This window comes from Bartonella rochalimae ATCC BAA-1498, from assembly GCF_000706645.1.
Taxonomy (GTDB): Bacteria; Pseudomonadota; Alphaproteobacteria; order Rhizobiales; family Rhizobiaceae; genus Bartonella; species Bartonella rochalimae.
This window is the reverse complement of the sequence record NZ_KL407337.1, coordinates 516,057-536,535: the sequence shown is the minus strand read 5'-3', so window position 1 is coordinate 536,535 and position 20,479 is coordinate 516,057. Positions and strand designations below refer to the sequence as shown.

At 32.1% G+C, this 20,479-nt stretch carries 18 protein-coding genes and 2 pseudogenes; 16 read left to right on the top strand and 4 right to left on the bottom strand.

Annotation, left to right across the window (positions count from 1 at the left end; translation table 11 throughout):
• The first annotated feature begins 80 nt into the window (after positions 1 to 80).
• The 12 genes from O99_RS02440 (at position 81) to O99_RS07050 (ending at position 16,991) form a co-directional block, all read left to right on the top strand.
• Positions 81 to 1,565: a Do family serine endopeptidase gene (locus O99_RS02440; protein WP_035006148.1), complete on the top strand. Its 1,485-nt coding sequence runs from the start codon at positions 81 to 83 to the stop codon at positions 1,563 to 1,565.
• A gap of 73 nt (positions 1,566 to 1,638) precedes the next feature.
• On the top strand, positions 1,639 to 2,514 hold the full coding sequence (gene miaA, locus O99_RS02435) for a tRNA (adenosine(37)-N6)-dimethylallyltransferase MiaA (RefSeq protein WP_035006147.1): 876 nt from the start codon (positions 1,639 to 1,641) through the stop codon (positions 2,512 to 2,514).
• A 275-nt stretch (positions 2,515 to 2,789) separates the two neighbouring features.
• Positions 2,790 to 3,911: an ATP-dependent DNA helicase gene (locus tag O99_RS02430; RefSeq protein ID WP_035006145.1), complete on the top strand. Its 1,122-nt coding sequence runs from the start codon at positions 2,790 to 2,792 to the stop codon at positions 3,909 to 3,911.
• A gap of 80 nt (positions 3,912 to 3,991) precedes the next feature.
• The gene (locus O99_RS02425; protein ID WP_035006144.1) at positions 3,992 to 4,726 is read left to right on the top strand and encodes a pyridoxine 5'-phosphate synthase; all 735 of its coding nucleotides are present in this window, start codon (positions 3,992 to 3,994) and stop codon (positions 4,724 to 4,726) included.
• A 486-nt stretch (positions 4,727 to 5,212) separates the two neighbouring features.
• On the top strand, positions 5,213 to 6,016 hold the full coding sequence (locus O99_RS02420) for an outer membrane protein (RefSeq protein WP_035006142.1): 804 nt from the start codon (positions 5,213 to 5,215) through the stop codon (positions 6,014 to 6,016).
• 152 nt (positions 6,017 to 6,168) lie between these two features.
• The gene (locus O99_RS02415; RefSeq protein WP_035006140.1) at positions 6,169 to 7,020 is read left to right on the top strand and encodes a YopJ/AvrA family T3SS effector serine/threonine acetyltransferase; all 852 of its coding nucleotides are present in this window, start codon (positions 6,169 to 6,171) and stop codon (positions 7,018 to 7,020) included.
• Between the two features lie 413 nt (positions 7,021 to 7,433).
• Positions 7,434 to 9,059, top strand: coding sequence for a BID domain-containing T4SS effector (locus O99_RS02410; protein ID WP_035006139.1), 1,626 nt, complete (start codon positions 7,434 to 7,436; stop codon positions 9,057 to 9,059).
• Between the two features lie 2,010 nt (positions 9,060 to 11,069).
• Entirely contained in the window at positions 11,070 to 11,984 is a 915-nt protein-coding gene (locus O99_RS02400; protein WP_035006135.1) for a YopJ/AvrA family T3SS effector serine/threonine acetyltransferase, read from the top strand.
• A 1,247-nt stretch (positions 11,985 to 13,231) separates the two neighbouring features.
• Positions 13,232 to 14,416, top strand: a complete 1,185-nt coding sequence (locus O99_RS02395; protein ID WP_235692189.1) for a tyrosine-type recombinase/integrase — start codon at positions 13,232 to 13,234, stop codon at positions 14,414 to 14,416.
• A 279-nt stretch (positions 14,417 to 14,695) separates the two neighbouring features.
• On the top strand, positions 14,696 to 15,349 hold the full coding sequence (locus O99_RS02390; protein WP_035006134.1) for a hypothetical protein: 654 nt from the start codon (positions 14,696 to 14,698) through the stop codon (positions 15,347 to 15,349).
• Between the two features lie 769 nt (positions 15,350 to 16,118).
• The gene (locus O99_RS07055) at positions 16,119 to 16,472 is read left to right on the top strand and encodes a DNA adenine methylase (RefSeq protein ID WP_235692188.1); all 354 of its coding nucleotides are present in this window, start codon (positions 16,119 to 16,121) and stop codon (positions 16,470 to 16,472) included.
• 21 nt (positions 16,473 to 16,493) lie between these two features.
• The gene (locus O99_RS07050; protein WP_328286244.1) at positions 16,494 to 16,991 is read left to right on the top strand and encodes a DNA adenine methylase; all 498 of its coding nucleotides are present in this window, start codon (positions 16,494 to 16,496) and stop codon (positions 16,989 to 16,991) included.
• On the opposite strand, the gene O99_RS02375 is transcribed toward O99_RS07050, so the two are convergent.
• Positions 16,971 to 17,168, bottom strand: a complete 198-nt coding sequence (locus tag O99_RS02375; protein ID WP_035006131.1) for a hypothetical protein — start codon at positions 17,166 to 17,168, stop codon at positions 16,971 to 16,973. The two genes, O99_RS07050 and O99_RS02375, sit on opposite strands and share 21 nt — an antisense overlap.
• 348 nt (positions 17,169 to 17,516) lie before the next feature.
• Between O99_RS02375 and O99_RS02370 the strand changes: the two genes are divergently transcribed.
• Both O99_RS02370 and O99_RS02365 read left to right on the top strand, forming a co-directional pair.
• Entirely contained in the window at positions 17,517 to 17,699 is a 183-nt protein-coding gene (locus O99_RS02370) for a type II toxin-antitoxin system HicA family toxin (protein ID WP_019220217.1), read from the top strand.
• Between the two features lie 20 nt (positions 17,700 to 17,719).
• Positions 17,720 to 18,142 (top strand): hypothetical protein, encoded by a 423-nt coding sequence (locus O99_RS02365; RefSeq protein ID WP_035006129.1) that lies wholly within the window; start codon positions 17,720 to 17,722, stop codon positions 18,140 to 18,142.
• A 3-nt stretch (positions 18,143 to 18,145) separates the two neighbouring features.
• On the opposite strand, the gene O99_RS02360 is transcribed toward O99_RS02365, so the two are convergent.
• Together O99_RS02360 and ssb are read right to left on the bottom strand one after the other, a co-directional pair.
• Positions 18,146 to 18,589 carry a hypothetical protein gene (locus tag O99_RS02360; RefSeq protein WP_407636703.1) on the bottom strand — a complete coding sequence of 148 codons (444 nt, stop codon included), beginning with the start codon at positions 18,587 to 18,589 and terminating at the stop codon, positions 18,146 to 18,148.
• Between the two features lie 107 nt (positions 18,590 to 18,696).
• A pseudogene (ssb, locus tag O99_RS02355) lies at positions 18,697 to 19,142 on the bottom strand (single-stranded DNA-binding protein).
• A 401-nt stretch (positions 19,143 to 19,543) separates the two neighbouring features.
• On the opposite strand from ssb, the gene O99_RS07220 reads away from it, so the two are divergent.
• Together O99_RS07220 and O99_RS02345 are read left to right on the top strand one after the other, a co-directional pair.
• Positions 19,544 to 19,627 carry a type II toxin-antitoxin system RelE/ParE family toxin gene (locus tag O99_RS07220; protein WP_407636708.1) on the top strand — a complete coding sequence of 28 codons (84 nt, stop codon included), beginning with the start codon at positions 19,544 to 19,546 and terminating at the stop codon, positions 19,625 to 19,627.
• Positions 19,628 to 19,643: 16 nt separating this feature from the next.
• On the top strand, positions 19,644 to 19,937 hold the full coding sequence (locus O99_RS02345) for a HigA family addiction module antitoxin (RefSeq protein ID WP_035006126.1): 294 nt from the start codon (positions 19,644 to 19,646) through the stop codon (positions 19,935 to 19,937).
• A 9-nt stretch (positions 19,938 to 19,946) separates the two neighbouring features.
• Here the strand turns inward: O99_RS02345 and O99_RS02340 are convergent.
• Positions 19,947 to 20,479: pseudogene (locus O99_RS02340) on the bottom strand (hypothetical protein).

The window sequence follows — 20,479 nt, the reverse complement described above, 5'->3', positions numbered from 1 at the left end:
TTCTTTCTTTGATGATGAAAGTGGTATGATATTGTAGAATGCATGTTAATTTCATATAAATGTGTATTATAGGTAAAAATATGTTTCTTAAGTGTTTTTCTACGGTAGCTACTACTATTTCTGTAGTTTTGTGTTTATCGGGATCAATAAGTTGGTCTAATGTTGTTTTGCAACAAGATGCACCATTATCAGTGCCTGATTTAGTTACAACGCTTTTAGATACTGTAGTGAATATTTCTACAGTGCAAACAGTTGATGGAACTGAGCAGGATGAAGATACTTCTTTGCCAATCGTTCCAAAAGATTCATTATTACAAGAATATTTTGATGATTTTTTTACACCTGGAGATGATAAGAAAGATAGCCAATTTCAAAAAGTGCGTTCTCTAGGGTCAGGTTTTGTAATTGATGCACAAAAAGGGCTCATTGTTACAAATTATCATGTTATCGCTGATGCTGATTATATTGAGGTTAATTTTGTTGATGGTACAAAGTTAAAGGCAAAATTGCTTGGGAAAGATAGCAAAACAGATTTGGCTTTGCTTCAGGTCGATCCAAAAGGAAAAAAATTAACAGCTGTACGTTTTGGTAGATCAGAAAACGCACGTATTGGTGATTGGGTTATGGCTATAGGCAATCCTCTTGGTTTTGGTAGTAGTGTGACGGTTGGAATTATTTCTGCACGTAATCGTGATCTTAATGCTGGTCCTTATGATAATTTTATTCAAACAGATGCAGCGATTAATCGAGGTAATTCTGGAGGCCCATTATTTGATAGAAGTGGTCAGGTGATTGGCATTAATACAGCAATTGCTTCTGGATCGATAGGTATTGGTTTTGCCATACCTTCTGATATGGCTCTTTCTGTTATAAATCAGTTACGTAATTTTGGAGAAGTAAAACGTGGCTGGTTAGCTATCCGAATTCAACCGATTACAGATGATATTGCAAAAAATTTAAAACTCGATAAGGCTATTGGAGCATTAGTTGTAGGCAAAATAGAAAATGCGGAAGTTGATAATAGTCAGCTGCATATTGGTGATATTATTCTTTGCTTTGGAAAGACAAAAATTAAAAATATGCATGATTTACCGCGTTTAATAGCAGAAGGCTCAGAAGGGCAAGTAGTCAACGTTACAGTTTTGCGTAATGGACAAGAGAAAACAGTAAAAGTTAAACTTGGTCGTTTGGTTGAAACAGATTTGGATGAAAATATAATAGAAAAGTTTGATGATAAAGAAAATGATAATGTACCCAAAAAGATGATAATGCAACATATGGGAATGACGTTATCAGAATTGACAGCTGATTTGCGGCAACGTTACTCAATTTCAGATAAGCTTAATGGATTAATTATAACATCCGTTGCACAAAATAGTGTAGCTGATAAAAAACGTCTTCGTGTTGGTGAGGTAGTTGTTGATATTAATCAAAGCACGATCACAACAATTGAAGATGCCAAAAAACGTCTTCGTAAATTACGTGAAACTGGGCGTAAAAATGCTTTATTTGTTGTTGCTCGTCCAGATGGAGAATTGCGGGTTGTATTAATCCAAATGGATTAATGCTGTAGTATTTTTGTCTGTTATTGCTCATTAACAGAAACATTTGCAGAAAAAGATGAAGGCATTGCTTTTCATGACACAAAGGACAATCACATTGATAGCGGGTCCAACTGCAAGCGGTAAGTCAAAACTTGCGTTAAAAATAGCTCAAGAAAAAAATGCTGTCATTATTAACGCTGATTCAATGCAAATTTATAACACTTTGAATATTTTGACAGCACGACCAACAGAAGATGATATTATAATTTCTCCTCATTACCTTTATGGTTATGTAAGTCCTTCTGTTAGTTATTCTGTAGGACAATGGTTGCGTGATGTAGAAAAGCTTTTAAATGTAATGACATCGAAGTCACTTATTTTTGTTGGTGGAACAGGTCTTTATTTTCGTGCTCTTTTGGAAGGAATTTCAGAAATTCCGGATATTCCAGATGTCTGTCAACAAAAGTGGCGTCGTCGACTTCAAGAAGAGGGGGTTGAGAATCTATATCGTCAGTTATTACAAGTTGATGCTGAGCTCTCTAAGCGTATTTGTGCGCAAGATGGTCAACGCATTATACGCGCTTTGGAAGTTTATGATGTGACAGGTAAAGCACTTAGTTGGTGGCAAAAACAAGAAACAACATCTTTGATTGCAAAGGATTGTTCAGAAAAGATTCTTCTTATTCCACCGCGTCAACAGCTCTATGAAAACATCAATAAGAGATTGGATCGTATGGTTGAACAAGGAGTTTTAGAAGAGGTTCTTATTATAAAGCAACTTATGCTTTCTCCTTTATTACCAGTGATGAAAGCGATTGGTTTACCTGAATTTATAGCTTATTTAGATGGACATTTAAGTTTTGAGAATGCTATTGAGACAGCAAAGACAAAAACTAGGAGATATGCAAAAAGGCAAATGACTTGGTTTCGTAACCAATTAAATGAAGAATGGAAAATTATCGCTGCATAAAAATATTAAAAGTTTGAAGATAGCTTAAAGAGAAGAGGGTATTTTAGATGAAATTTCTTTTGAAGATAATCATATGAAGAAAGAAAATCGTGACAATTAAGATTTAAAATATTTTATTTTAGTTGCTTTATTTAGAAATGATTTCAATATGCATACAGGTGTAACAATAATAGATTTTAGCTTAGCAAATATTATACGTATAAAATTTTTTTACTTACAGTAATGTCAATTTTTAGAGTGCTTGCACTTTTTGTACGAATCTCATTTTATAGGTTATGCAGTTTTCATCAGAACAGGATAATGCATTAAAGGCTGTAGCCGCGTGGTTGAAAAATGGGAAATCACCTATTTTTCGGCTTTTTGGTTATGCAGGAACTGGAAAAACAACACTTGCTCGTTATTTTGCTGAAACAGTTGACGGTCCTGTTCAATTTACTGCCTTTACAGGTAAGGCAGCCGAAGTTTTACGTTCTAAGGGGGCTAGTAATGCTCGCACTATTCATTCATTAATTTATTGCCCTCGCGGTGAAGAAGAAGTGTCTGATGAAGTAACAGGTAAAACATCCCTTACACCAACATTCGCATTGAATCGACAAAGTCCAGTTGCACAAGCTAAACTTGTTATTGTTGATGAATGCTCAATGGTTGATGAGCAATTAGCGCGTGATTTAATGAGTTTTCGAACACCAATTCTGGTTCTTGGTGATCCTGGTCAGTTACCTCCCATATCGGGAGGAGGTTTTTTTTCTGAAAGCACGCCAGATTTTCTGTTATCAGAAATTCATAGACAAGCACGTGATAATCCGATTATTCGTTTAGCTATGGATGTGCGTGAGGGACGTGATATTTCTTATGGAGATTATGGTTTAGCACGTGTTGTTACTCGTAAAGAGGTTAACCAACAATTAGTACTGGAAGCTGATCAACTTTTAGTAGGTATTAATCGAACGCGTTATCTTTATAATAAACGTTTACGTGAATTAAAGGGATTTACAACGGATTATCCACAGGCTGGAGATAAACTTGTATGCTTACGAAATGATCCTACTAAAGGTTTATTGAATGGTTCTTTATGGAAAGTTATGACTTCACAGAAAGAAACTGTTAAACCAGGTATAAATCTTATTATTAAGCCGGAAGATAGTGAACGTGGGGTAGCAAAAGTTAAGCTTTTAAAAGCAATCTTTGAGAATCCTGATAATCAGATTTCATGGCAATTAAAAAAACGATATGATGATTTTGATTATGGATATGCTTTGACAGTCCATAAAGCTCAGGGATCTCAATGGGATAATGTGGTTTTGTTTGATGAAAGTTTTGCATTTCGTGATATGTACGCACGATGGCTTTATACAGGAATTACACGGGCAGCAGAGCGCTTAACAATTGTTCGATAGCACAAGATATTTTATTGTTTGATATTATGTTTAGATATGTTTCTTCTTAACATCAGAGTATTATAGAAGTAGGATAGTGTGTGGTAATAAAACTTTCAGTTAATCTTAATGCTGTTGCTGTTTTGCGCAATAGGCGTAATCTTCCATGGCCAAGCATTGAAAACATTGGATATATAGCGCTTTCTGCTGGCGCAGCAGGCTTGACGGTCCATCCACGTCCGGATGAAAGACATATCCGTTTTGTTGATTTACCAAAAATACGTTTTTTAATGAATAATGCTTTTCCTAATGCTGAATTTAATATTGAAGGTTATCCAAGTGATACATTTTTAGATTTAGCAGAAAAATATGCTGATCAAATTACTCTTGTTCCTGACACTCCAGATCAGTCCACTTCCGATCACGGTTGGGATTTTGCTAGCAGTGCAGAATTTTTAGCGCCTGTTATTCAGCGCTTAAAAGCAAAAAATATTCGTGTGTCATTATTTGCTAATACAGTTTTAGACGATCTCGATATTGCTAAAGCTATTGGCGCTGATTATGTAGAATTTTATACTGGACCTTATGGTGGTGCGTTTGATGATGAAGAAAAACAAACACAGGAGTTAGATAAATTAGCTTTGGCAGCACAAAAAGCAAGAGAATTACAATTACATATTAATGCAGGCCATGATCTAACAATTGCTAATCTTCCTGCCCTTGTTAATCGGATTCCTTGGATTAATGAAGTTTCTATTGGACACGGACTTATTGCTGATGCATTAGAATATGGAATGCATGAAACTGTTCAGCGTTTCATTCGGTTATTGGCATAAGTTATCTATTCAAGGCAATGTAACGATCGATTGTATTTAGTATCTAAATACTCTTATGTCATTATTGAAAAGTATTATTTATTGTGTAACAATTTGAATTCTTACTTAGTTATAAAATTACTGCTTGCTGCTTTAATTAAGATCTGACAGATAACGCTTTTTCTAAAAGTAGGTTAGTTGCAGTTCGAATATATCTATTTTGAATTAAAAACCTCCTAATTTCTAATAATTAAAAGCATAGGTAATGCTTTGTTTAATTATCTCAAGCATTTAAAAACATTTTGTAGTTATATTATATTTTTAGAAATCAATATGTTATTAATAAATAATATTGATTAATGCCTGATGGCTTTATTATAGAACTATAGAAAGCTATAAATTCAGCAATATTTTAATTATTTTCTATAATTGTGTTATTTATGCTGCAGATTTGTTGAAAGAAAAATGTAATATTATATGTCTATAGTTTTATTTTCGGAGTTTTGTATGAAATATTTAACAGCGTCTGTTTTTACATTGTTCTCAATTTCTATAGTTCAGGCAACAGACTTTGTGATTCCTTATCAATCATATACTGCTTCACCTGTTGTTTTGTCGTCTACTTTTTCGTGGACAGGTTTTTATTTTGGTGGGAAAATTGGTGTTTTTTCAGGTCAGAGTACGTCGAGTTTTATAGACTCAAATAATGTAAAGCATAACATTATATTTCAAAATCAATCATCACCTAAGCTCTCAGGTGTTGTAGGTGGTCTTTATACAGGTTTAAATATTAATATTAACAATGGTTTTGTTTTGGGCTTTGATACCGATATAAATTGGTCTGGCGCAAAGGATACAAAAGTTATTGATATTATTGCTTCTTTAAAAGCTGATAATAATAAGAAGAGTCAGATAGATTTTGATATAAAACAAAGCTTACAACAAAAATGGCTTAGTGCTATACGCGGGCGTATTGGGTTTAGTTTTGATCGTGTTATGCCTTATATTGCTGGTGGTATTTCTGTGACAAAGCTTCAGAGTACTTATTTAAAGTTTTTTGTGCCATCGAAAAATAATTCATTGACAAGAAGTTCATTAGAAAAGACGCCCCCTGTATTATCAACTTCCAATTCAAAGATAATGAATGGTTATACCATTGGTGGTGGTTTAGATTTTGCAATAACTGATAATTTTATTTTACGTGCAGAATACAATTATTCAGATTTCGGTAAAAAGGAATTTGTAAATAATAATATGAACGTTAGCTATAAAAGCAATGCCTTTTATTTTGGTGTAGCTTGTAAATTTTGAATTTTAGATTAGCTCATTGAACAGTTCTATCAACGATGACGTTTTTGTTTCTGTACATTTTGTCGTTGTTACTTTTCAGCATATGAGGCTTTAATACGAAATGTCTTTAGTTTGAGTGCAAAACTCAATTATTTGATATGGAGGTTTGTGTTATGTTGCAGTCATCAAGTCCAATTACTCAGGCTAATGACTCCTTAATCGCTGAAGGAAATGAGACATTAGAAGATCTTATTATTCGTTTGGAGAATGATATCTTTAATGGAAAGTGGATAGAAGAAATTTATTCAGATATCGATTTTAAAATGATGCCTGCTTTAATAAAGCAGGCAAACAATAAATACCCAGAGATGAATCTTAGGCTTGTTACGACATTTAAAGATTTGGCGGCATCTGTGCAAAAAACAATCGGTGATGGGATTCAATCTTCGAGGTTTATAGTGAATGTACTGACTGATGTTATGCCCCATTTTGTAGTAATTGATCATAAAACTATCAACAATAAACTTTCCTTTATATTATTTGAGTGCACAAGATGTAATAATGAGGTTTCTTTGGTACTAATATCAAATGTAAAAAAAGCCATTGAAGGTTTCCAATTGCCTGATTTTTATTGTTCTATTGTAGAAATGGACATTCAGCGAAGTATGTCTGAATGTGGAATTTTTAGTTTAGCTCTCGCTAAAAAACTTTATCTTCGATCTGATAAATTAGAAAAACTGCATAGAGATAATATTAAAGGTGATCGGTGGGATAGAGATGTTTATTTATCTCATGATTTATTAGATACATATCTTCCAATCGACTTTTATAAACACGTACAAGGTTTGAAGCGTCTTGAGGAATATGTGAAAAAAAATCCAGGATCTGAAAAAGAAATCGTTAACAAAAAAAATGAAACCATTTTTGAGAGATTTGAAAGACATACAATGGTAAAAAGGGGTAAAAATATGTCTGCATCAGCACACAAAAAAAGGATTACTGAATATAAATCATTAATGAGATGATAAAATTTCTTAGATATTATTAGCTAATATGAATGAAGGAAAAGTTATGGATTAAGACCTATTAATTTTGGAAAATTCACTTAGTTTTATACGTTTTGTTTGTAAATTAGGAAAATATTTACTACAATCAAGTGTTTAGTATTAGTACAGTATAGAGTGCAAAGTATAAAGATATATCTTTTTATACAAGCGAATTAAAAAGCAAATCAGAGTGTATGAAAATATTAACTGATGATTTTATAATTCTTAACACTTCAATATAAAAAATTACAATTGTGTTACGAATTAGTGAATATAGATCATGAGCTTTTATTGTAAATGGACAAGGTGTATTTTCTTATCTTAAAAGATTTAAAATTTGATGAAGATATATGAGGGGGTATTGTATAGATCTAAATTAGAGAAATGTTGTTATGAAGAAAAGTGAAATGATGATAAAGTTGGAGGATATTAACATCCCTTCTCCTAAAAATTATGTCTATCCTGACAGTAGAGTGTTGAAGAATAAATATGGAATCATGGAGCTTCAAAAGTTCGAGGAGAGAATGACGCATGATGCATTAAAAGAAACTGTTAAGGTGCTAGAAGAACCTGCTCCAGAGCGGTTTGATTCTTCTTATCTAAAGTATTTGCATAAACGTTTATTTCAGCATGCATTGGAATGGGCTGGGTGCACCCGTGATGTTCCATTTACATTTTTAGATGGTACAAGGGCTGTGATGCCCTCCATGGCAAAGTGTGATTCCGATTTTGGTTTTGCATTTGGTTCAGAGATTAAGGAAGGTTTAGATTTCATCGATCAAAAACTCTCTGAGAAGAATTATTTGAGAGGCTTATCGCGTGAAGAATTTGTTCATAATGCAGCAAAAATATTTGGCTCTATCAATTATATTCATCCTTTTAGGGAAGGTAATGGACGCGTACAAAGATTGTTTTTTGTAAAGCTAGCCAGATCTGTAGGCTATAAACTTGACTTTTCCGCTACAACAACAAAGCGCATGACATATGTGAGTGTTGAGGTTACAAAAAACGCATATATGAAGCCTTTGCAACATTTGTTTGAAGATATTTCCAATCCAGAAAAGGTCGGTATTTTAAAGCAATTCATAAGCAATGCCAAAGAATATAATATCTTTGATTCGAATGAAAAGTTGATTACAGTAGCGAGAGAAGGTGAAACCTATAAGGGGATTGGTAAATTCCTTGCTTCAGATTTTATTGTAATAGAAGCGGGAGATACTTGTATCCTCTCCAATAAAGATTCCCTTACACCAGAACAATTAAGGACATTCAAACTTGGTAGTGATTTCATTTTTACAGCTTTAGATACTAAAGATCTTAAAGAAATTTTTATCCCAGAAGAAAAATTAGCTGCTTTGAGTGAAGATGAAATGATTGAAAAAATTTTAGAATATAGTTCTGTTCGAGAGCAACGAGATAAAATCCAGCATTGTGCAAGATTTATTTATGGACATTCGGATCAATTGAACGAGATAATAAACATGATTGATATGGATCCGAATTTAGGGGAGGTGTTTTCTGAACAAATTATGGCATGTTGTGATAACAAAAAGTATTTCATAAGTAAAAAAACTAAAGCTACTAATCAAAGTTTTTGTAAACTGAGTAATGAAATTAAAAATTATGCAAATATTGTAGAAGATTCTAGAAATCAAATCTTAAAGGAGTATAAAGAAAGACAAAAACGTTGTGGACAGGTAGTAAAAATGCCCAGCAAGGAAGTGCAATGCATTCTTGATATGCCAGAAGATATGTGGGAAAAAGCTCTGAAATCATGGAGTCTTTCATTTCTTAATAAAAGTATCTCTGATTTTATCATTAAAGTTAATCACCGTCTTTCACCATGTGAATGTAAGGCAATCAATGATAAGAACTATGAAGAACTTGCTAAAAGTATTAGCATATCAGAAAGTAAAGCAAAGGCAATTATAAAAACTATTGGGAAAGTCAAAGAAATACAAAAGAAAATACAAGTACTTAGAGCGAATGCTTTAAAGGCGACAGCTATGGTTTGTTAAAATGTGTTTTTCCATTTCATTTATAGGAGTTTTTTAAGACCTTTCAAGTTGGGGGGGGCTAAGCGTTAGGTGTTATCTCATTCAGATGTGAAGAGAAGTGCTATGATTAGTCTTTTATTGTTGAATTCAAAGAAAGAGTGTTGGACAGCTTGAAAGATTCAGATAGCGCTCTTGATTTTATTTAAACAGAAAAATTTAGAAGTGTGGAGGGGAATGTTAATCTGCAATTTTACATGATTAGAATCCATTTAATGATGTTATGGTGGCATTAAAAGATAGTTTGAAAGTAGTCTTTAAATTATGTTAAGGGAAAATTTATACAAAATGGCACTGATGACGAGAAAACTACTTAAACTAGTTTAGGAAGATCTTTCTTTAACATACATTGTTGATTATTCTATAAAGATTTTTAAAAGCTCATTTGAACAAATTAATTATTAGCTTGGAAAATAGAACTTTATCAGTACACGAGCTGAAGAAGAATTTAAAAATTACAATGAGATTAGGATAGACTCTATAATCTAAAGTTTTTGAAGTATTATATAATTTTTTTACAACAGTAAGTTGTTTTAATATTCCTGATCAAGATTTTTGTAAAAATGAGATGTAGCGATTCCTAATTTTTTAGGAATTGATTTCTTAAACCGTGCAGTAATGATATCTTTAGCTGTATCAATACTAATAATTCTTTAAGATTTTTAGATGAAATGAAGAGGGTGAGCTAGTTTATTTATTTTGAGAAATTATACTATTGCCTTTCTCTTCAGATCAGTTCCAAGATAACTAACTAAAATAAATTAATAATAATTTGATTTTATATAATCTTTATTTCTTCATTGATGAGTGGTTTGTATTTAAGTTTATTTATAAGCGTTTGCTTCTTCATAAATCTACATTTATTTATATAGCTATACCTGGTATTATAATCTAAAACCTTATAAATATTATGATGTTGATAGTTTTTAAGCTCTCTCTTGTGCCGTCTTTATGTTCATAAAATTTATAAAACGCTTATCTATTTCCAATACTTTACAACAAATGTTTCATGTTATTTCTATGGAATTTTTGCATTGTATTTTGTTTTCTAAGAGTTAACTGTACAATGAATTTTTCTTTTCTTACTTGTATTAAGAAACTATGAAATCGCTTTTCATAATTTAAATATGATTAGCATTTTTGAGTAAGATTTTGAAAATTATTCTTTTATTAGTATGGTAACGCTCTGCCAAATTTCTAAAAACATTGATTTTTGAATAAGGATCAGCATTTGAAATGCTAGCAACAAACACACAAGGCTTTCTTGGTAAGACATCAATATGAAGAGTTTGAAGATAGGCTTTATTTACGAACACAATCTGTTTATTATAGTGATAAACAAGTTAATAATTGTTCTGTTGAAGATATCAAAGGCCTATTGAGATATTGAATAAGCAAATAAAATCTGTTTAAGAGTACAGGTATTCTCATATTTTCTATTTTATATGTCACGATATTATGAATGGCTGGTTTTATGAATAAAATTACGGACTTTTTAAAAGCCTTAGTGGTTATAGCTCGTATGAGGGATTTTATGCGTTCTTGTTTTTCAAACAGTATAGGATAATAATTGTTTGTTTTGTTTGCAATATAAAAGCTTTGCGCTGCTGCTTGAAATAGCTGACGCAAGAAAAATCTTTTAGCTGAAAAGAAGAAATTCATACAGGCTTGAAAACACGATATATGGCCTGGCTGAATGTGATTTTAATTTTGGTAGGTGAGCCTGAAGGAGAGTACAAAGACGCTCTAGCATGTGGCTTAATTTTCAATACAGATATAATGGTAGGACTTTCTTTAGTAAAAGCTAAGCGATTGTTCTGAAAATTCAGATTTTCCTTTAGAAAGCAGCTTAGTTTTTACAAAACAATTTCATTGCCTCATTTTTTAGAATGAAAAAGAGATTAAAGCATAACATTGTAAAGTCATAAATGAGGTTCATTATCTAGTGATAATTCTCAATATGGAAATTAATATATGCCCAAACTAAAAGATTTACTAAACATAATTTGTTGTTCAAAAAAAAATAAAAGCGATGTTGTGTGTCAGAAAAAAGAAAATACTAGATTTAGAAAAAAGTATAATTTTATATTTTGGAATGCTGAACCATTAAAAAGTACTATTATGCGTCTAGAAAACGACATGATGCATGGTAGTTGGTATGACATGCTTTATGGAGAGCTTGATTTAGCAATGATGCCTTCTCTGATAAAGAAAGCAAATGAAAAATATCTACTAATGAACCTTAAATTTTCTGCAACACCTGAGGATGTTCCTATATTAATAAAAAACACAATAGATAATAAGATTCAATTTTCTAGATTGATAGTTAGCTTAGGAGATAACGAAATCCATTTTGCAGTTCTCGATCATCGAATGATCAATGAGAGGATGTCTTTGATATTATTTGAGCCTGTATCATTCAAGCATATGAAGCCGGCGGTACTAGCAATGAGAGTAAAAATGGCCATTGAAGAAAGTCAATTACCTAATTGTCATTTTTCTATAGTAGAAATGGATATTCAACGGAGTGCTTCTGAATGTGGGATTTTTAGTTTGGCTCTAGCTAAAAAGCTTTATTGTGAAATGGATAAATTAGAAAAACTACACAGAGATAATATTAACAATGTCTTATGTAAATCAGATTTTTTTGTATCTTATGATGAGCTAGACAAGTATCTTCCAGCCACTTTTTACAAACATACGCAGAGCGTAAACCGCCTTAATGAATATATAGAATCAAATCCGAAAGCTAAACGGACAATTATTAACAAGAAGGGCGAAGTTATTTTGGAGAGGTTTGATAAGAATTCAGTCGTGGTAGATAATAAACGGGTATCTTGTTCGCTACATAAAAAAAGAGTTTATGAATATAAATCTTTGATAAGGTAAATATAAATCTTGGATCAAATTGTCAATCTCAAAAAATATATAAATTCAGGATTAGGCTTTTGTGGGGTGTTTATATCTGCCGTATTAAAGAGTAGTTTTTATTACTTAATAAAGTATACACAATGTATATAGGTGCTGTATATAGGTGCTAAGAAGCAAGCGTTTAAGGAACGCTGAATTATTAGCATGGGTTGTGGAAACTATTTCTTTTCTGCAAAAAATTAAAGAGTTTAGCCGTTGCATGCTTGAGTATATAATGATGTTATAAAATTTACATTAATGATGTTAATCGGTTTTTTGGGAGCTTTTAGTATTGCGTTCTGCATAAAACAGAGGAGTTAATAGAAAAGATCGAGTCAATTTCCATTAACTTAAAGGAATGTTAGGAACAAAAGAATCTTTTGAAAATAACTATTTATTGTTCGTAGAATTTATGGCACTTTTAAATTACAACAATAAATCTAGAAGCATTAAAAATGCTCGTTCATTTGAAAGAAAAGATTATTGAATGTATTTGTGATATAAGTATATGAAATTCATTTAATAAAGTTAAATACAAGGAAGTTTTTATTAAATTGTGAAAAAATAAAAATACTTCTCATATAGATTCTCTATATTTAAAAAAGTGAGAAGATTGTAACACATTGTATTATCAATTTAAGGACAAACGAAATTTAAAAGATATCATCTTTCAATACACAAAAGTATTTTGTATGATTACTTATGACAATATCACTAAAATTAGATTTTGTATAATCAATATACTAAAGTAGGATTTGATTAAAATATTCTTTGCAATAAAAAGATCACCGTATAAAGCTAGTGATGTTATCCTCGAAACCAATAGACCCTCATTTTTAGAAATGAATACTATTGTTCAAAGCTATTTCTGATATAAAAGATGTTCTACAGTACGTGATAAATATAAACTGAATCACTATACTTGAATTGATTTACAACTTTGCAGAATTATAATTCTGTTTAATAGTGTTATGACAGCTTCACAAAGGGAGCTCTGTTGTTTAATCAATTTATTGAAAAATGGTGCAGACGGCGTGCACCATTTTTGCACTAATTTTTTCTTCCCTTAGAACTCTCTACAATATCACCTGATAGCGCGGTTTATCTTTTTTTCTATTTAATAACTATTTGTTTTTATTTAATTTTATTTATTAAATTGCCTTTTGTATATAATCTTGGTACCAGATGAAAGTGCTCCAAGCGCAATTCAAAAGGTGGTTCAAAAGGTGGTTCGGAGAATAAGAACGCGTGATAGATTATCTGTCTTATCTGTAAAAAATCTATCTAAAGGCAAATATGCTGACGGAGCTGGTTTATGGCTTATCAAAACTGAACCAGATCAAGGACGATGGGTTTTTAGGTTTGATCTCAATAAAAGACGACAAAAGACGACGAGAAATGGGATTAGGTTCCTGTCGCAATGTATCTTTAAAGAGGCACGGCTCAAGGCTTCAGCTTGTCGTGATCTTTTAAATCAAGGAATTGACCCAATTCGCCAAAAACAAAAAGAATATTTGCGTCGGGCAGGGGGTGGTATTTCTTTACGAGAAATTGCCTCTAGCGCTTTTGAAGCGAAAAAAAACGAATTGAAAAATGAAGGAAAAGCAGCAAGGTGGTTAACACCTCTTGAGTTACATATTTTTCCTAAACTTGGTGATATGCCAATTACTGAATTGACGCAAGTTGATATAAAAGGATGCATTTCTCCCATTTGGAAGACAAAAAACGAAACAGCAAATAAAGCTCTATCCCGCTTGAATATAGCTATAAAACATGCGGCGGCACTTGGTATAGATGTGGATATGCAATTGATACCAAAAGCAAAAGCTTTGTTAGGAAAGTTTATTCAAAATACCCAAAATATTCCAGCAATGCCGTGGAAAGAAGTGCCTAAATTTTTTCAATCTTTAAATGATGAGATTGTATCAAATCTAGCTTTAAAACTTCTTATTTTGACGGGTGTTCGTTCTATGCCAATTAGGCATATTCGGTCAGAAGAGATTTATGGATCAATATGGATTATCCCAAAAGAAAATATGAAGGGGATTGTTGGAAAGGTTTCTGATTTTCGTGTGCCGCTTACAGCTGAAGCGCTTGCTGTTATTGAAAAAGCAAAAAAAATAGAAAAAAATGGTTTTTTATTTGCTGGGAGTTCTGGAAAGCCTATATCTGATGTAACACTTTCTAAATTCATGAAAGACAAAGGTTTTGATTATAGACCTCATGGTTTTCGCTCAAGTTTAAGAGACTGGATAGCAGAGACGACATCCACACCATTTGAGATTGCCGAAACTGTTCTTGCGCATTCAGTTGGGAGTTCAGTAACAAAAGCTTATATGCGGACAGATTTTTTAGAACAAAGACATGCTCTTTTGGAACAGTGGGCTGCATTTATAATAGGAACGACTTGACGAAATTACGAATAGAGAATTTTTTGTAGAGTTTCCTCAAATTATATCAGTATCTAAATAGACTTCTTATTACAGCATTTACTTTTATTTTACTTTGAAAAACAAGTAAAAGATTAGACGATGTTTGAAAACATCACGCGCTTTTAAATCAGAGAAGACTGAGGAACTTACTAAAGTGTGATTTATATATGACAATGAGACTTTACAATAATATAAAATATTTGTCATTTTATCATATCAAGATATTACGATTCGATGTTTTTAAATGTAGAGTAGGTGATGGTAAACACTAAAAAAATTTCTTTGAAAAAACTTAAACTTGATCTAGAAAATCCTAGAATTCCTGCATGCTCAACTGAAGAGGATGCTATAGATCTTCTTTGTGCTGCGGAACAAATTTCAGAATTGGCTAAAGATATTGCTGAAAACAGGATTTCTCCATGTGAAAAGTTGATAGTATTGCAAAATGGAAAAAAGTATATTGTTGCAGAAGGTAATCGACGATTAGTAGCACTTATGCTTCTTAATAAGCCCAATTTAGCTCCAAAGCATCTCTTTCGAAGGTTTAGCCAATATAGTGCAAGCCGTCAAATTCAAATAAATTCTGTAGAATGCTTGATTGTTTCTGATAGAAAAGAGGCTAAGCATTGGATAGAGGCAAAACATGCGGGACAAAACAAAGGAAAAGGTGTGAAGCCATGGAATGCTATACAAAAAGCACATTATTTTCCATCAAATGAGAATAGATTTGCGTACCTATTATTTAATTTTCTGCTGGAGGATATTTCACAATTCTATGAGATTACCAATTTAACGCGTTTCATTTCCGGATCAACTTTTTTCGAATATACCGGAATTTATTATAATCAATGGGAGGATAAGCTCGCCTTTTCATGCTCGTATGAAAAAAATTCTGCACTTGATATTTTCTGAAACAATTCTCATAGGATATACTTGAAGAAAAGTTAAATTCTCGTGATTATAATAATAAAGAAAATAGAGAAAAACACTTTAAGAAGTTATCTCAGAAATTTGGTCTAAATAAGACATTTGTTTATCCTAAAAATGGTTTTAGCAAAGGCAGGAATAAAAAAGAAATAGAATCTTCTAAGATACAATATAGCCTATTTCCCAATGATGCGAATACAGATAAAAATTATCAAAAATCGAAAACATCTTTTAATATTTATGATACAGAAATTGCAGATCATTTAAGTAAATTAGATGCTGTAAAATACGCCTGTATATATTCTTCAGTAAAACGATTATCTACTAACTCGGATACACCTCTTTTATATATAGCATTTAGTTGTTTATTCGAAGGGCTGACAAATCATTTAGGGTGTCTAGATAATACAACATTTGATAAATTTTTAGAAAATATGTTACCAAAAGGCGTATTTTCTACCATACTAAATATGACAGAAGATAGAATGAATACTATGCGGACTCTAAAGAAAATTAGAACAAACGCGAATATGGCCAAACACGGTACAATTGCAGCTCCCTTGACTTATCGGGAGATTTGCAATGATATGAAAGTATTAAAGCCATTATTGATATATTTAATCAAAGAAGCATCTGTAAAGAAAGTATCTATAAAAGAAAGTGCATAAAGATCTGAAAATACTTTAGCTACTGCTGGCCAATACGAATAAAATATGATAGCATAATTTTATTCTAATGTTGAAGGTTAACAGAGATGGCTTATAATTGTTCTCCATTGAGATATCCGGGTGGCAAGACTGTACTTTATAGTAAAGTCAAAGAAATTCTTGAGAAAAATGGATTAAATGGATGCTCTTATCGTGAGCCTTTTGCTGGTGGATGTGGGCTTGCTCTAAAGCTTCTTTTAAATGATGATGTTAAAGATATTTACATTAACGATATTGATCCATTTATTTGGAGTTTTTGGCATTGCGTTTTGCATAAGACAGAAGAATTAATAGAAAAAATTAACACAACAACCGTTAGCTTAGAAGAATGGTATAAACAAAAAGAAATTTCCCCTGAAAATGCAGATGTACTTAATGTTGGATTTGCTGCGCTTTTTTAAAATCGAACAAACAGATCAGGAATCATTAAAAACGCCGGTCCTATTGGAGGAAAACAACAAGTTGGGAACTACAAAATAGACTGTAGATTTAATAAAAGAGATTTAATTGGTCGGATTAAAAACATAAGTATACAAAAGGATAGGATATATTTAACAAAGCTAGATGCGCAAGAATTTTTGCGACGTTATGGAATAAATAAAGATGAAAATATTTTCCTTTATATAGATCCTCCATATTTTAAAAAAGGAAAAGGGCTCTATACTTCATTTTATAAATCTAAAGATCACTATGATTTAGAAAGTATTATTTCTGAGGATGTGAATGCGTTTTGGTTAATTACTTATGACAACGTAGAAGAAATTAGATTATTATATAATCAATATTCAAAGTATGAATTTGATATACGGTATTCTCTACAAAATAAAAGACAAGCTCAAGAACTAATGATTTTTTCACCAAAAATCAAAATTCCAGAATCTTTAGAATTGAATAGGGCATCATTGCGCAATGTGGCTTAGTTGCTTGCATAAGAAAAATACTTCAACAAAGGGTTTTGCGGCGTTTGCTCGTTTAAGTCGAGCATAGACTTGATTGGAAATTTCTACAAATGGATTATTTGGAGTTGATGGTTTAAAATGAGTAGTGCTTTTATTATCGCCAACAACACACATTGGCTTAGTGATGATTGCTTTCATTTTTGCTCCTTTTGAGGCAATTAATTAATGACATCATTGGTCAATTAATGGCTTTTGACATTTGCAAAATAGATTAGCCTGTTTTATCAATAAAAACAGTGCTTTAAGCTATCTTGAAAGCTTAAGATTTTACCAAATTTTAGGGGATATTTTTGAACTTTAGACACAATAAAACTAGTGCAACGATGTCATTAAATACGATTTTTCACGTATTGTCAATAGAAAAAATCTATATTTTGTATTTTTTTATTTTTTGATCAAAATTTAGTATTTCAAAAGCTACTCTTTTAATTTTATATCAACAACATTTATGTTGTATTTAAACATTTTGGATGTTGTATTATATTTATGAACAGTCAAGAATTAAAAAGATATCTTACAAAACATGGTTGCAGTTTCACCTCAGGGAAAGGCGGCCATTTGCTTGTAAAACGTGGTTCTAAAAAGTCCGTTTTACCTATGCATGGCACGCGGAAAGAGTTAGGAACAGGATTAGTTCAAAAGATTCTTAAAGATCTTGATCTCAAGTAAGTCTGAATATGGAGATGTCAATGAAATATGCACTTAAATTTATCAAAGATGACAATGATACTCTTCTTGTTGTTTGCAAAGACTTTCAAGAATTTATTACCTATGGTAACGACGAAAAAGAGGCTTTAGAACACGCTAAAAATGCCCTTTTAACAGTTATTATGGGGCGTTTCCAAGATCGAGAAGTTGTCCCTTTCGGAGCTCGTGATACTGCCTATCCTTTTGTTGAAGTATCTTCATTGGTCACTTTAAAAATTGCAATACATAATGCTATGGTTGAAAAGAATTTACGCAAAGCTGATCTTACGCGTCTTTTAAAACTCAATCCAATACAAATTGATCGATTGTTGGACTTAAACCACGCAACAAAATTAGACTCTTTAGAATCCACTCTTATTACTCTTGGAAAAGAGATTACCATTAGTATCCAAGATGCCGCTTAAAATTTATCGGTTTTGCGTAAAATGTTTATGAAGCGCATTAAGAACGATATGCAATGAAGGCACAAGGTGTGGTAATGTTTTATCTTCTACAACAAGATATTGTAATGCGGAATGCAGGTTGTATTGATGATAAAAACATTGTGCTTCTTTGATAACCTCTTTCATCCCTTCATAACAATTTGTTGCTTTTTTAATCCACTGTTTTTGTGCTTCTTCATTTGATGAAGGAGAAAAATCATCGTAAATAGCATAAGGCAAACCTTTTGCACATAGATAATCATTTTTAATTTGTAGGTATTTTTGTGCTGCATCATATTGGTCTTGATTGAGTTTACTATGCAGATAAAGCCGTCCGATATAAGTTCCAGAAAGTGAATTTTTTGCCTGTTCTATAGTCAAACCAAAATGCTTAGCCCGCATTTCAATCGCTAATTGATCAGCAGCCACAAATGGCTTTTTAGTCCGAGAAATACGTCCATTGGGTTCTCGGATACATTTTTAATACGTGGCCGTCCACGTTTTGTTCGTTTTTTTCTTTTTGTCATATTTTTCAATCAAAATGGCATGCTATCGTTAAGAGATACCTCATGATCTTGAGCACCTGAGGCTGTAGCATAATTTTGAGAAGTAGTGGGTGAGGGAGACGTATATTGATCTTTCCTTGCATCAAGCAACTTTAACTCGCCTTTGTACTGAGGTAGAACAATTTCTGTTGTGGAATGATTTTGTCCCTTTTTATCTTGCCATTTGCGTGTCTGAAGCTGTCCTTCAAGGTAAATTTTACTTCCTTTATTAAGATATTGGAGAGCTATCTTTGCCAGCTGAGGATTAAAAATCACCACGGAATGCCACTCGGTTTTTTTATTTTCTGATGGGTTTCTTTATCTGTATAGCTCTGAGAAGTTGTCAACTGAAAATTCACAATCTCTGCACCTGAAGGCATCATTTTTCCTTCGGGATCAGCCCCAAGGTACCCGATTAATGTCACTTTATTGAGCATGTTTTTCCTGACCTTAAACTTGTATTTTATAGATATAAGATCTTAACATGATTTGCTTATTTTTTCAATTATTTCAATGATATATTATTATAATTTAACATATTAAATTATGGTCAACATGACTTAATTAATAAATAATCGATTGACATAAATGCATGGTGTATCGTATCAAGTAATAAAGGGGTAATATATGGCAATCGTTAGTTTTAAGCATAAAGGTTTGAAGTTATTCTTCGAAAGAGGAATTGTTAAAGGAATACAACCTGCACATGCGAAAAAACTAGCAAATATTTTGGTAATTTTAGATACAATATCTACACCCGAAATCTACACCCGAACAAGTAACAATTAAGTCATATCGTTTACATGAACTTACTGGCGATTTAAAGGGTTATTGGTCTATGCGTGTCAATGCAAATTGGCGTGTTACTTTTCGTTTTATTGGAACAGATGTTGAACTTGTTGATTACCAAGACTATCATTAACGTTTGAGGTGTTATCATGATGTACAATCCCCCACACCCTGGTGGTATTTTAAAAGAAGAATTGCTTGATGAATTAGGGTTAACAGTAACAGAGGCTGCAAATCATCTCAATGTTGCACGTTTAACTCTATCACGTGTTTTAAATTGTCGTGCAGCAATCAGTATTAACCTTGCTTTACGCTTAGAAAAAGCGGGTTTAAATGATGCGGAATTTTGGCTTAAACTACAACAAAAGCATGATTTATGGCAAGCACGGCAGAACAATCCACTCCCTAATATTTTATCCTTAGAACAAGCAGGACATCTTTAGAATTAAAGTCTAATCGAAAATTTTTCTTTTGTTTTTAGCACAAGACTGTATCGTAAGGATCGATATGTTTATGACGCTGCGCATATACAACACAAGTAAACAATACACACACTAAAAAATAATACCAAAGAGCAATATCTGAGTACCAAAGTACGGTATCTAATGAAAAAGGAAGCTTGTGTTCCACATAGCTAGAAATAACAGGCAAAGAAACTGTTTCTTTATAACTATTTGGGAAAATTAAAACGACAAGCGCTAAAATGATTATATTTAAGAGTTGGTGCATATACTGTTTTAAATCAAGTGTTAGTTTCACCCAGCCTGTTGTATCATCAACTTTATATTTTGGGTTATGCTGCAACTCAAAAGGAATATGAGAATTGCATAGAATTGCAAAAATAGTCGTTACTATTATCAAACCCAAAAATGCAAATATCAAAATACCCTGAATCAAAGTCAGGATTTTTTTTAATTCCTAAAAAACATAACAATATAAAAACTGTAATGCCAAACAAGGCTCTTAACTGCTTATCTGTAAACAT